Raw genomic sequence first — 13,096 nt, 5'->3', positions numbered from 1 at the left:
CTTAAAGGCAAGAACGTCCCGTCCTTTGCAATCCTCTTTTTTTATATACTAGGAGTAGAATTTTCCCAGTATATAAAAAAAGAAGGCTAGAAAAACTAGCCTTCTCCTTATAAATTATTTATTATCTAAAATAATTATTTAATTAAATTAATTAGTATTCCACCATGTTCAGCAATAACTGTACCGAATACTAAAGCAACTATTGTCATAAGTTTAATTAGAATATTGATAGATGGTCCTGAAGTATCTTTAAATGGATCACCTACTGTATCTCCAACTACTGCTGCTTTATGAGCATCACTGCCTTTTCCACCATGAACACCTGATTCAATGTATTTTTTAGCATTGTCCCAAGCGCCACCAGCGTTAGCCATCATAATAGCCATCAATACACCACAAACTAAACCACCAGCTAATAATCCACCTAATGCTTCTTTACCAAGTAAGAAACCTACTAATAATGGAACAATAACTGCTAAAAGACCTGGTATAACCATTTCTCTTAATGCTGCTGTAGTACTTATATCAACGCATCTTGTATAATCAGGTTTGTCAGTACCTTTCATTATTCCAGGAAGTTCTTTAAATTGTCTTCTAACTTCTTCTATCATAGCAAAAGCTGCTTTACCAACAGCACTCATAGTGATAGCTGAGAATAAGAATGGTAACATACCACCTATAAATACACCTGCAATAACTGTAGGATCAGTTAAGTTGATTGATGCAATATTAGCAACTTGTGTATAAGATGCAAACAATGCTAATGCAGTTAATGCTGCAGAACCTATTGCAAATCCTTTACCTATAGCTGCTGTAGTATTTCCAACTGAGTCAAGTTTGTCTGTTATTTCTCTAACGCCGTGAGGTAATTCACACATTTCTGCAATACCACCAGCATTATCAGCGATAGGACCATAAGCATCAACTGCAACTGTCATACCAGCTGTTGATAACATACCTACTGCTGCTAAAGAGATACCAAACAATCCTAAAGAAGCACTTGAAGCTCCACCAGCAACAAAGAATGCACCGATGATACCTGCTGCTAAAACTATAATTGGCAATGCAGTTGACATCATACCTACTGATAAACCACTTATAATTGTTGTAGCCGCACCTGTTTCAGATTGGTCAGCTATTCCTTTAACTGGTTTATACTCTTGTGAAGTATAGTATTCAGTTATTTTTGCAATAATTAAACCAACAGCTAATCCTATAACAATAGCTCCAAATGGTCTAACATCATCTAATACATACTTAGATAAGAAGAAAGCTGCTACTATAACAATTGCTGAACTTATATAAGTACCCGCATCTAAAGCTTTCTGTGGATTTCCACCTTCTTTTCCTCTTACAAATAATGTTCCTATAATAGATGCAACAATACCAACTGCTGGTAATAATAATGCAAATATTATACCTTTTCCACCATCAGCAAATGCGATAGATCCTAATGTTATAGCAGAAATGATTGAACCAACATATGATTCAAATAAGTCAGCGCCCATACCTGCAACGTCTCCAACATTATCTCCAACATTATCAGCAATAACTGCAGGATTTCTTGGATCATCCTCTGGAATACCAGCTTCAACTTTACCAACTAGGTCAGCTCCAACGTCTGCTGCTTTAGTATAAATACCACCGCCAACACGTCCAAATAAAGCTATTGATGAAGCACCAAGTCCAAAACCTGTTAAATATGTAGCAACAGTATCTGTGCTTACTCCAAATACTCTAGTAAATACTAACCATAGAGTTCCAAGTCCTAATAATCCTAATCCAACAACAACCATTCCCATAACAGCACCACCTGAAAAGGCGATATTTAATGCTTTGTTCATTCCAGATTCTTTAGCTGCATTAGCAGTTCTAACATTTGCCTTTGTAGCAACAGTCATTCCAAAGAATCCAGCTAAAGCTGAGAATATTGCTCCTATTGCGAAGCATATAGCTGTTTGCCAGTTGATACCAAATCCTAAAATAACGAATAAAACGATTGCGAATATAAATAATGTTTTATATTCTCTTGTTAAAAATGCCATAGCACCTTCATGAATGTAAGAGGAAATTTCTTTCATTCTGTCAGTACCCGCACTTACCTTGTTAATTGTTGCAGCTTTATAATATGCATAAAGCAATGCAAGAACTCCAATAATTGGAGCTATAAAAAGCAATGATTCCATTTTATGAATCCTCCAAAAATATTTAATAATTTAATTTATAATTAACTATATGTACATTAAAAAAGAGAAAAAACTATATAGTTTTTTCGTCTTAACTAATATATATTAATTATTGAATTGCAACTAAAATCAATGATGCAGCAACAAATATTATGGCAGATATTGTTGTAGCTTTTTCTAATTTTCCTTCAAAACTTCTTCCTTTATTTCTTCCCCATAATGATTCCGCGCCACCTGCGATTTCACCTGATAACCCTGCTTGTTTACCTGATTGAAGTAAAATACTTGCAATTAGAACTAAACTAGCAAGAAGTAATAATATTATTACAATAATTTTTAGCATATTATTTACCCACCTCCTAAAAAATCTTCGTTTTAACATATGGATTATACCATACACAAATTATAAAATCAATAAAAATATTTAATTTCAATAAATTTTATAAGACACAAATTATAACTATAATTGTGTCTTATAATATAAGTAATTTATTTATTTAAGTTATAAAAAACATCTAATCCATTATATTGAGAAGTTGAATCCAACATTTCTTCTATTCTTAATAATTGATTATATTTAGCAACTCTATCTATTCTTGATGGAGCTCCAGTTTTTATTTGTCCTGCGTTGATTGCAACAACCAAGTCAGCAATAGTTGTGTCATCTGTTTCTCCAGAACGATGTGAAACAACTGCTGTGTATCCAGCTCTTTTAGCCATCTCTATCGCATCTAAAGTTTCAGTAATTGTTCCTATTTGATTTAATTTTATTAGTATAGAATTAGCAACACCTTCTGTGATACCTCTTTTTAATCTTTCAGTATTTGTAACAAATAAATCGTCACCAACTATTTGTACTTTTTTACCTAATTTTTGAGTTAATAAACTCCATCCTTCCCAGTCATCTTCTGCCATACCATCTTCAATTGAAATAATTGGATATTTACTAACTAAATCAGCGTAAAAATCAACAAATTCTTGTTGTGTATATGTTTTGCCTTCACCAGATAAAGTATATGTTTTAGTTTTTTCATCATATAATCCACTTGAAGCAGTGTCTATTGCAAGCATAATATCTTTTCCAGGTACATATCCAGCTTTTTCAATAGCTTCAACTATATTTTTGAACGCTTCCTCATTAGATAATAAGTTTGGAGCGAATCCACCTTCATCACCAACAGCAGTATTAAGACCTTTTGATTTCAAAACAGCTTTTAAGTTATGGAATACTTCAGCTCCCATTCTTAGAGCTTCTTTGAAACAACATGCTCCAACTGGCATAACCATAAACTCTTGTATATCAACATTATTGTCAGCATGATCTCCACCATTTAGTATATTCATCATAGGTACTGGCAATAATTTCGCATTTACTCCACCTATGTATTTATATAATGGTAATCCTAAAAGATTAGCACTAGCCTTTGCACAAGCAATTGAAACTCCAAGAATAGCATTAGCACCAAATTTTCCTTTATTAGAAGTTCCATCTAATTCAATAAGTCTTTGATCTATTTCTACTTGTTCTAATGCATCCATGCCTATTATTTCAGGAGCTATAAGGTCATTAACATTTGCAACAGCCTTTGTAACGCCTTTACCTAAATATCTTGATTTATCTCCGTCTCTTAACTCAACAGCTTCATATATACCTGTCGATGCACCTGATGGTATACCTGTTCTACCAAATCCACCACTTTCAGTCCAAACTTCAACTTCAACAGTTGGATTTCCTCTTGAGTCTAATATTTCTCTAGCATGAATGTTTGTTATTATTGACATTTTTATCCTCCAAAAGATTAATTTATTTTATTATTTAATGAATAATCAATGAATTTCCTGTCATTTCAACAGGTTTTTTTAAACCTAAAAGTTCTAAAACAGTAGGAGCAATATCTCCTAAAACTCCATCTTGTCTTAATTTAAATTTTTTATTTCTATCTACAATAATCAACGGTACTTTATTTGTAGTATGTTTTGTAATTGGCAATGCAGTACTTTCATCAATCATAACTTCACAATTACCATGATCAGCTGTAATTACAGCCTTCCCGCCTGTTTTTATTATCAAATTAACAATTTCACCTAAACACTTGTCTACTATTTCAATTGCTTCCATAGTAGCATTTATATCTCCTGTATGACCAACCATATCAGGATTTGCAAAATTTATAATCATTAAATCATATTTAGATTTTTCTATTTGCTTTATGATTTCGTTTTTAACTTCAATAGCACTCATCTCTGGCTGCAAGTCATATGTTGCAACCTTTGGTGAAGAAATTAAAATCCTATCCTCATTCTCATAAGGCGCTTCTATTCCTCCATTAAAGAAAAATGTTACATGAGCATACTTTTCTGTTTCAGCTATTCTAAGCTGTTGCAATCCCATTTTGCTAACATATTCACCTAAAGTATTTTCTATTTCAGGTTGTGGTTTGAAAGCTATTTCTACATTTTCAATAGTTTTATCATATTGTGTCATACAAACAAATTTTACATTAAGCTTATTTCTTTCAAAGCCATCAAACTCATCATCTACAAAAGTTCTGGTAATTTGACGAGCTCTATCAGGTCTATAATTGTAAAATATAATTCCGTCGTCCTCTTTAACAATACCAAGCCTTGAATCTTCTTGTTCGATTAAAATTGGCTTTATAAATTCGTCTGTAATTTTCTTATCGTATGATTCTTCTATAGCTTTACAAGCATCACATCTAACTATACCAACGCCTTTTGTTAAAGCATCGTACGCTTCCTCTATTCTTTCCCATCTTTTGTCTCTATCCATTGCATAATATCTTCCCATAATAGTAGATATTTTGCCCACACCTAGCTCATTAATCTTGTCCTGAAGCATCTTTATATAGCTAATTCCACTTATTGGAGAAACATCTCTACCATCCATAAAACAATGAATTTGCACGTCCTTAACATTTCTTTGCTTGCAAAGTTCAAGTATACCAAATAAATGCTTAATATGACTATGTACCCCACCATCTGATAGCAAACCAAATAAATGCAATGTTTTATTATTTTCATTTACATAGTCTACCAAATTATTAATAGTAGAATTTTTAAAAAACTCTTTATTTTCTATTTGCCTAGTAATTCTAACTAATTCTTGATTAATTATTCTACCAGCACCAATGTTTGTATGACCAACTTCTGAATTCCCCATCTGGCCTTCTGGCAATCCAACAGATAGCCCGCTTGCTTCAAGTGCAGTATTTGGAAATTTTCTAATAAGAAAATCGTAATTATATGTATTTGCTTTACTAACAGCATTTCCATAATAATCTTTTCCTATTCCCCATCCATCCAAAATAATTAAAGCTGTTAATTTTCTCATTGTATCAACTCCTAGTAGCTTATAATTTGTATAAAATCTTCCAGTTTTAAACTAGCACCACCAACTAAAGCACCATCTATATCTGATTTTGACATTATTTCAGAAGCGTTTTGACCTTTAACACTACCACCATACTGAATAATAGTATTATCACTTATTTCTTCTCCATAAATATCTTTTAAAATATTTCTAATATATAATATCATTTCTTGTGCCTGCTCACTTGTAGCTGTTTTTCCAGTGCCAATAGCCCAAATAGGCTCATAGGCTACTGTAATCTTTTTCATTTCATCAGCACTAATACCCAATAATCCATTTACAATTTGCTTTTTGATAGTTTCTTTCTCTATTTTTTTCTCTCTTTGTTCCAGAGTTTCACCAACACACAAAATTGGTTTAAGATTATGACTCAAAGCTGCTTTTATTTTTTTATTTAATAGTTCATCAGTTTCATTAAAATATTGTCTTCTTTCTGAATGCCCAATTAATACATAGTCCACTCCAATATCTTGTAACATAACTGGAGATATTTCTCCCGTAAATGCACCTTTTTCTTCAAAGTACATATTTTGAGCACCTAGCCTTACTTTGCTACCATCTACAACCTGTTTGATAGCATATAATGCTGTAAAAGGTACACAAATCAATATATCTCTATCCTTGTTTAAGGTTTTAGAGAAATCTACTAATCCTTTTGCTAGAGCTACCCCTTCATTAATAGTAGTATTCATTTTCCAATTTCCTGCAATTAACGGTCTTCTCATATTTCCTCCAAATTATTATTTATCATTTACTGCATCAATTCCTGGTAATACCTTACCTTCTAAAAATTCAAGTGATGCTCCTCCACCAGTTGATATGTGTGTCATTTTATCAGCTAATCCTGCTTTTTCAACAGCTGCTGCACTATCTCCACCACCGATAATTGATACGGCTTGTGAATTTTTTGAAATTTCTAATGCTAATTCATTTGTACCCTTAGCAAAATTATCCATCTCAAAGACTCCCATAGGTCCATTCCAAATGATAGTTTTAGATTTCTTTATAACATCACTAAATAATTCAATTGTCTTTTGTCCTATATCTAATCCCATATAATCCGATGGAATACTATTTACATCACAATTATAAAATTCTGTATCGTTTTTAAACTCTTTTGCTACTACTACATCTAATGGTAGATATAAAGAAACATTTTTTTCTTTTGCTTTAGCTAAAATATTCTTTGCTAATTCAACTTTATCTTCTTCTAGCAAAGATTTTCCAACGTTATTGCCCATAGCATGCAAAAATGTAAAAGACATTCCTCCACCAATAATAACATTATCAGCTATATTTAATAGGTTTTCAATAACATTTATTTTATCTGAAACTTTTGATCCACCTAGTATAGCTGTAAGAGGTCTTTCAGGATTTGAAATTGCTTTACCCATGATAGAAATCTCTTTTTCCACTAAGAACCCTACAGATGAAGGCAAGAATTTACATACACCAACATTCGAAGAATGTGCTCTATGTGCTGTACCAAAAGCATCATTAACATATATATCGGCAAGAGATGCTAAATTTTCGGCTAATTCTTCGCCATTTTTAGTTTCCTCTTTTTTGTATCTGGTATTTTGCAACAGCATAATTTGACCGGGCATTAATTTTTTAGCATCATTTTTAACACTTTCATCAACTACAACATCACAATCTTCAAAAATAATTTCTTTTTTCATTAATTGTTCAAGTCTTTTTGCAACAGGTAACAAAGAATATTTAGGATTTGGTTCTCCAGCTGGTCTTCCCAAGTGAGACATTAATATAACTGCAGCGCCATTTTCCAATAAGTAATTAATAGTAGGAAGAGCACTTACAATTCTTATATCATCTGTGATATTTCCATCTGAATCAATTGGAACGTTAAAATCACATCTAACCAATACTTTTTTATTTTTAATGTTAATATCCTTTAGTCCTTTTTTATTCATTTCAAACTCCTTGATTTTTATAATTATTTAATCCGCATACAATTATATTTTAACTCTTTATATAATAAAGTGCAACATTAAATATGATATTATTGCACTTTATTACATACTATTTATTATTAGTATGTCACATTGAGTTTTCTATATGAATTTTGCAATATATTGAGTTGTTCTAACGAGTTGTGCTGTATATGACATTTCATTGTCATACCATGCTAATATTTTAATCAATTGTTCACCGTCAACATCCATAATATTAGTAGATAAAGCATCAAAATAACTTCCATATCTGCATCCTACTATATCACTAGAAACTATTGGATCTTCAGTATATCCTAAAGTTTCATTAGAATTTTCTTTTATTTTTTTATTTATTTCTTCTGCTGTTGTGTTTTTCTTAAGCTCAACTATTAAGTCAACAACTGAGCCTGTTATAGTCGGAACTCTCAATGCAATACCATCTAGTCTACCTTTAAGCTCAGGTAATACCTTACCAACTGCTACTGCAGCACCTGTAGATGTTGGAACTATATTAACTGCTGCTGCACGACCACGTCTCGAATAAATTCCTTTTGGATGTGGTAAATCCAAAATTCTTTGGTCATTTGTATAAGCATGAACAGTTGTCATATATCCTTTTACTAAACCAAAATTATCATTTAAAACTTTTACAACAGGAGCTAAGCAATTTGTAGTACAACTTGCTGCTGATATAATAGTTTCGCTTCCATCTAAGTCTTCGTGATTTACATTATATACTATTGTTTTTACATCGCCACTTGCTGGTGCAGAAATAATAACTTTTTTTGCTCCCGCAGTTATATGTTTACTAGCTTTTTCTTGTGATGTAAATCTTCCTGTGCACTCTATAACTATATCAATACCCAATTCTTTCCAAGGTAATAATTCAGGATCTTTTTGTGCATATATTCTAATTTGCTTTCCATCTATTAATAAGCTGTCTTCAGTATTTGAGATACCATCCATTTTAAAATTTCCCTGTGCAGTATCATACTTTAATAAATATGCCAAAGTTTCTGCATCTGTTAAATCATTTATTGCTACTACTTCAATTTCCTCAATTTCGCTTATTAGTCTAAATGCAAGTCTTCCTATTCTTCCAAATCCATTAATTGCTATTTTAGTCATTTCTATTCCTCCGAATTTTTAAATGTTTATGTTTAATATTTCGCGTGCAGTTGATTCATCAGTAATTAGACTAAAATTCTTATGAAAATTAGAAAATGCTAAAATCACGTCAGCTTTTTCTTTACCAACAGCAACTGCAATAGAATTTTCAACATTTTCAATTTTAATTAAATCTATACCAACAGAATTCATCTGCAGCTTCATTTCACCTTTACTATTAAAAAAATAACCAAAAGTTTCTGCTACTAGTTTTTCTTTTTCAATAGTATTTAATATATCATTATTTGCTTTTCGTCTTATAGCCATATCATGTGCATTTCCAAGACCAAATATTAAAACATTTACGTTGTTTATATAGTCAAAAACTTCATGTATGGTTTCATTTTCTTTTACTACCTGAAGTTCATTTTCACTTAAATCATCAGGTATATGCAAAAGTTTGTAATTTGCATTTATTTTATGAGCAAAATTACATGCAACGGTATTAGCTTGTAATTTCAACTCTTCATTTAACGCTCCTCTTGCAGGAACAATCGTGATATTGCTTATATTGTCATTTCTTTTCATATGATCTGCTATCAAAGCCATAGTTGTTCCACCAGCTATACCCACAATATCATTATTTTTAATTTTTTTGAGTATTATATCTGCTGCTTTTCTACCAAACTTGGTACTTCCATGCTCATCTATACTTGTATTACCCGAAACAATGAAAACCTCATTAATTTTCAATTTATTTTTAAGTTTACTTTCTAAATTAGCTATATTTTTTAAATCAAACATTAAATCATCTAATTCAATTAATAAATTTTTCCCCAAATCAGTCAATATCATACCTGAACTTATAGAATTAATTAATTCCATATTTTTTAGCTTGTCAATCTCTGTTCTTATTATCCTTTCTGTTTTATCAAGCTTAGTAGATAATAACCTTCTTCCAATTGGTTGATTACTTTCAATACATTTCAAAATATTGTATCTTTCATTTAAAGTACTCACTATTTCTGGAACTATATTTTTTTGTAGTTCAAACATTTTTTTACAATCCATATATCACCTCTGGGACGTATATTGTCCATATTTACTTTTTTTGTCCCGCTTTATCATTATACCACTAAAAATATAAAAAGTGGAGTTTTATTTAAAATCTATAATAAATCTTAATTAGTTCCTATCTTTTTATAGATATTTCACATAAATAATTCCGTTTATTATTTATTAATATTATAAATAATATAAACATTCAATAAATTTATTATTGATAAATTGTAAATAATTGTATATAATTAATAAAAATGTAACTAATCCTTTGAGAGGTGAATACAATGAAAAAATTTATATTATTTTTAATATTAATAACTATTATTACTGTTGGAACAAGTTGCTCTTCAGAGTTTGTTGATAATGATACTTCAAATGTTAATAACAATGCTAATATAGATTCAGAAGTATGCAATATAGATCATAGTAATGAAACAAATAAAAATAATAAAAATGATTCTGAAGAAAATGTTAAATTAGAATTTTCTTTATCAGAAGATGTACAAGATTATTATAAAGAAGTGAATGTTACCTTTAAAAACAGTTACCAAGACGATTTTACATATCCAGCAGAGGATGTAGAGCTTGAGGAACCATTGAGCATAAGTGTTTTGTTGCCAGCACATGTAAATCCTACTGACGGTGTAGTAGATACTATTGGAGGGTATCATGTTGAAGGAGAAAATCCTACAACAGGTAAGAATTCTATAATTATAATATCTGGATTGTACAAAATTAGCGATTTAATGCCATTTAATGAAAATTTAAGCCCTTTTTTTAGATTCTTTAATAAAGGTAATTTTGACAGTGATTCTAATTACGGAACTATACGTATAAAAACGCTTAATGATTTGGAAGGTATATTGTTTCTTAATCCTCATCAGAGCTGTACAGTATATTTAAAAGTGGAAGATTATATTCTAAGGATGACAATATACGATGATCACGAACGAAGATCTACATTATTACATATTATACAATCAGTAAAACTTAAATAAAGGGCAGAATATCTGCCCTTTAAATGTTTGTTTAAATATAAGTGAAAACCTCATTAAAACTTCCACTTCCAAAGTTAAGACTTATAACTCTTCCGAGATTAGCCTTTTCTCCATACAATTTATTTGTATTATTATCATATTTAGTGTTTCCTGTCCAAATGGTATCGTAAGTTATAATATCTCCTCTAGTAGCTCCACCATTCTCATAACCATATGCTATACAAAAATGATTTGATCCAGCTGAAACTACTCTTACAATAACTGGTATACCGTTGTCTATACTTTGCTTTATAGCTGATAGGCAAGTCTGTTCGGAACTTCCTTTAACTGCTAAAACATCGTGAGTTACATTTGTAGATATAACTCCTTCAGATGATATATTACTGAAAACAACTTCATAGTTGAGATTTGTCGGAACATCTCTTGGATCAATCTCAACACCTTCAATATTTGAAAGTATACAAGCAACTGAACATCTACTACATCCCCATTGATACATCGGATCATTTGCACCTCCTGGATTAAACTCACTTCCTTTATAATAACCATCAAATCTTTGATTTATATTTCGGAAATTAAGGTTTAAAATTTTAGATCCTTCTGGTTGAGGGGGTGGAGAATTAACATCTATCAATTCCCATTTGTTGTTAGGATCTGCATCGTCTTTTACAACTTTCCAAAATACATCAGCTAAAGAATGATTAGCCACAGGTCTTAACCATCCACCATTTCCGTATAACATAAAAACATTATCATTGTTAGGGTCTGTTTGCACGAATGTTAACGTATTGTTTTCAATTATCTCTACAATTGTTGGTTTATCTTCGTAAAGACCTGTTTTAATAGAACTAATTTGATAGCGATTATCTAATTCTGATTTTAAATGAAACCTATAACTACCTTTATCTATTCTCCATTGTTCAGCTTTAACATTTGGAACATAAGAATAAAGACATAGTTTTCTTCCTTCTTCAATTGTTTCGTCACCATATACATTTAGATATAATCCAGATACAATATGTTTAATTAAAAAAACACCTGTTTTCATAATAACACCTCCATAATTGTTATCATTTTAAATTTTTTATTTGAATTTTTATTTTTTGTACGTACATATATTAAAAACATTTTTATTTCGATTTTGTAAACCCACTGTTTATATTTTTTAAAAATTTTACCATTATGTCTAAATTAATATTATTTTTGTATATATTTTTTGTTTATATTTACATAAATTATTTATATTATTAAATGTTTTTTAAATATAAAATTATTATAGTTTGATTGATTGATTTATAAAAAGAACTTGTCTTCTTATAAAATTAAGTTGAAGAATTTAATAGAATTTTAGACGTTCCTAAAAGTTATACGAATATGAAAATAGGTGCTAAAATTTTGAACCCTTGCATTAAAGAATTAAAACAATACTTTGAAAATCTAACTTGCTATAAGATAAAAGCAAGAAAAAGAGGACAGCCTATTGTAGCTTATGAGTTTTCTTTTGACAAAGAAAATACTAACAACACTTCATCAGCTCAATATGAACAACCAAATAATGATATTTTAGAGGAACAAATATCTCTTAATGAAGTGCAGAACCAAGAACCTAAATATAAAGACACTAAATTTTGGGGTTTACTTGATAGATTAAATATATCAGAAAGATGTATATAGAGCATAAGTGTTAAAATTCAAATTTGAGGAAGATATGAGCATACCTACTCAATATGAATTTTTAGACCATTGTGTTACTAAATTGCTAAAAATCAAGGAAAATCAAGAGGTTAAATCAGATTGTGGATTTTTAAAATACTTAATTGCTAGTGAAGATATTTAAATTAAGGGGTTAATGTATGAAAAAAGGAAAAACTATTAAGCAGCTTGCCGATGAAATAGGAGTATCAAAAACAGCTATAAGAAATAAGCTAAATGATGAAATAAAAACTAAGTTTGCGATTAAAAACGGAAACACTTTATACATATCATCAAAAGGTGAAAGCATTATAAAAGCTATGTTTTTAACTAAAAATGAAAACCAATCGCAAACAGTTACCGAAAAACAATCGCAAACCAAATCGCAAACTGTTTGCGAAGTTTCCGATTTTTTAAAATTATCAAGTATTATCAATGTGTTGGAAGATAACACAAAGCTTTTACAAGAGCAATTAAAACAAAAAGATAAGCAAATTGAGAGTTTGCAAGAGCAACTTAAAATTAAAGATAGACAGATTGAAAATGCAAATATGTCATTACAAGCAAGTCAAACATTACAAGCTAAGAATATACAACTTCTAACAACTCAAAGTTATTCTAAAGAACAACAAAAGGAAGTTAAGAATAAAAAGAGATTTTTGGGTAAATTTAGAAAATAAAATATAAAAATTTATTAATATAGTA

At 30.2% G+C, this 13,096-nt stretch carries 13 protein-coding genes; 4 read left to right on the top strand and 9 right to left on the bottom strand.

What is annotated here, in order from left to right:
- Positions 1-134: 134 nt before the first annotated feature.
- The 8 genes from JYG23_RS01915 to JYG23_RS01880 all read right to left on the bottom strand — a co-directional run bounded on the left by JYG23_RS01915 (position 135) and on the right by JYG23_RS01880 (position 9,710).
- A complete protein-coding gene (locus JYG23_RS01915; RefSeq protein WP_207236771.1) occupies positions 135-2,186 on the bottom strand; it encodes a sodium-translocating pyrophosphatase in 2,052 nt (683 codons plus the stop codon).
- 109 nt (positions 2,187-2,295) lie between these two features.
- Positions 2,296-2,529, bottom strand: a complete 234-nt coding sequence (gene secG / locus JYG23_RS01910) for a preprotein translocase subunit SecG (protein ID WP_207236770.1) — start codon at positions 2,527-2,529, stop codon at positions 2,296-2,298.
- A 146-nt stretch (positions 2,530-2,675) separates the two neighbouring features.
- On the bottom strand, positions 2,676-3,968 hold the full coding sequence (gene eno, locus JYG23_RS01905) for a phosphopyruvate hydratase (protein WP_207236769.1): 1,293 nt from the start codon (positions 3,966-3,968) through the stop codon (positions 2,676-2,678).
- A 34-nt stretch (positions 3,969-4,002) separates the two neighbouring features.
- Complete coding sequence (gene gpmI, locus JYG23_RS01900) at positions 4,003-5,538, bottom strand: 2,3-bisphosphoglycerate-independent phosphoglycerate mutase (RefSeq protein ID WP_207236768.1); 1,536 nt, start codon at positions 5,536-5,538, stop codon at positions 4,003-4,005.
- An 11-nt stretch (positions 5,539-5,549) separates the two neighbouring features.
- Positions 5,550-6,302 carry a triose-phosphate isomerase gene (gene tpiA / locus JYG23_RS01895; RefSeq protein WP_207236767.1) on the bottom strand — a complete coding sequence of 251 codons (753 nt, stop codon included), beginning with the start codon at positions 6,300-6,302 and terminating at the stop codon, positions 5,550-5,552.
- A gap of 15 nt (positions 6,303-6,317) precedes the next feature.
- Positions 6,318-7,511 carry a phosphoglycerate kinase gene (gene pgk / locus JYG23_RS01890; RefSeq protein WP_207236766.1) on the bottom strand — a complete coding sequence of 398 codons (1,194 nt, stop codon included), beginning with the start codon at positions 7,509-7,511 and terminating at the stop codon, positions 6,318-6,320.
- 141 nt (positions 7,512-7,652) lie between these two features.
- Positions 7,653-8,660: a type I glyceraldehyde-3-phosphate dehydrogenase gene (gap, locus tag JYG23_RS01885; protein ID WP_207236765.1), complete on the bottom strand. Its 1,008-nt coding sequence runs from the start codon at positions 8,658-8,660 to the stop codon at positions 7,653-7,655.
- Positions 8,661-8,678: 18 nt separating this feature from the next.
- On the bottom strand, positions 8,679-9,710 hold the full coding sequence (locus JYG23_RS01880) for a sugar-binding transcriptional regulator (protein ID WP_207236764.1): 1,032 nt from the start codon (positions 9,708-9,710) through the stop codon (positions 8,679-8,681).
- A gap of 275 nt (positions 9,711-9,985) precedes the next feature.
- Between JYG23_RS01880 and JYG23_RS01875 the strand changes: the two genes are divergently transcribed.
- Complete coding sequence (locus JYG23_RS01875; protein ID WP_207236763.1) at positions 9,986-10,699, top strand: hypothetical protein; 714 nt, start codon at positions 9,986-9,988, stop codon at positions 10,697-10,699.
- A gap of 31 nt (positions 10,700-10,730) precedes the next feature.
- Here JYG23_RS01875 and JYG23_RS01870 read toward each other — a convergent pair whose 3' ends face one another.
- Complete coding sequence (locus JYG23_RS01870) at positions 10,731-11,747, bottom strand: hypothetical protein (protein ID WP_207236762.1); 1,017 nt, start codon at positions 11,745-11,747, stop codon at positions 10,731-10,733.
- Between the two features lie 326 nt (positions 11,748-12,073).
- On the opposite strand from JYG23_RS01870, the gene JYG23_RS01865 reads away from it, so the two are divergent.
- From JYG23_RS01865 to JYG23_RS01855, 3 genes are read left to right on the top strand one after another with little or no spacing between them, the layout of a single operon-like run.
- The gene (locus JYG23_RS01865) at positions 12,074-12,373 is read left to right on the top strand and encodes a hypothetical protein (RefSeq protein ID WP_207237922.1); all 300 of its coding nucleotides are present in this window, start codon (positions 12,074-12,076) and stop codon (positions 12,371-12,373) included.
- A 7-nt stretch (positions 12,374-12,380) separates the two neighbouring features.
- The gene (locus JYG23_RS01860) at positions 12,381-12,536 is read left to right on the top strand and encodes a hypothetical protein (protein WP_207236761.1); all 156 of its coding nucleotides are present in this window, start codon (positions 12,381-12,383) and stop codon (positions 12,534-12,536) included.
- Positions 12,537-12,552: 16 nt separating this feature from the next.
- On the top strand, positions 12,553-13,071 hold the full coding sequence (locus tag JYG23_RS01855) for a hypothetical protein (protein ID WP_207236760.1): 519 nt from the start codon (positions 12,553-12,555) through the stop codon (positions 13,069-13,071).
- The last annotated feature ends 25 nt before the right edge of the window (positions 13,072-13,096 follow it).

Origin of the sequence: Sedimentibacter sp. zth1 (assembly GCF_017352195.1) — a bacterium.
Classification (GTDB): domain Bacteria; phylum Bacillota; class Clostridia; order Tissierellales; family Sedimentibacteraceae; genus UBA1535.
This window is presented reverse-complemented; position numbering and strand designations above follow the sequence as displayed.

Excerpts from the sequence above, each read along its gene's own strand:
- gap (WP_207236765.1), bottom strand. The coding sequence starts at position 8,660 with ATGACTAAAATAGCAATTAATGGATTTGGAAGAATAGGAAGACTTGCA.
- pgk (WP_207236766.1), bottom strand. The coding sequence starts at position 7,511 with ATGAATAAAAAAGGACTAAAGGATATTAACATTAAAAATAAAAAAGTA.
- secG (WP_207236770.1), bottom strand. The coding sequence starts at position 2,529 with ATGCTAAAAATTATTGTAATAATATTATTACTTCTTGCTAGTTTAGTT.
- JYG23_RS01865 (WP_207237922.1), top strand. The coding sequence starts at position 12,074 with ATGAAAATAGGTGCTAAAATTTTGAACCCTTGCATTAAAGAATTAAAA.
- JYG23_RS01915 (WP_207236771.1), bottom strand. The coding sequence starts at position 2,186 with ATGGAATCATTGCTTTTTATAGCTCCAATTATTGGAGTTCTTGCATTG.
- JYG23_RS01855 (WP_207236760.1), top strand. The coding sequence starts at position 12,553 with ATGAAAAAAGGAAAAACTATTAAGCAGCTTGCCGATGAAATAGGAGTA.
- tpiA (WP_207236767.1), bottom strand. The coding sequence starts at position 6,302 with ATGAGAAGACCGTTAATTGCAGGAAATTGGAAAATGAATACTACTATT.
- JYG23_RS01875 (WP_207236763.1), top strand. The coding sequence starts at position 9,986 with ATGAAAAAATTTATATTATTTTTAATATTAATAACTATTATTACTGTT.
- JYG23_RS01880 (WP_207236764.1), bottom strand. The coding sequence starts at position 9,710 with ATGGATTGTAAAAAAATGTTTGAACTACAAAAAAATATAGTTCCAGAA.
- eno (WP_207236769.1), bottom strand. The coding sequence starts at position 3,968 with ATGTCAATAATAACAAACATTCATGCTAGAGAAATATTAGACTCAAGA.
- JYG23_RS01870 (WP_207236762.1), bottom strand. The coding sequence starts at position 11,747 with ATGAAAACAGGTGTTTTTTTAATTAAACATATTGTATCTGGATTATAT.
- gpmI (WP_207236768.1), bottom strand. The coding sequence starts at position 5,538 with ATGAGAAAATTAACAGCTTTAATTATTTTGGATGGATGGGGAATAGGA.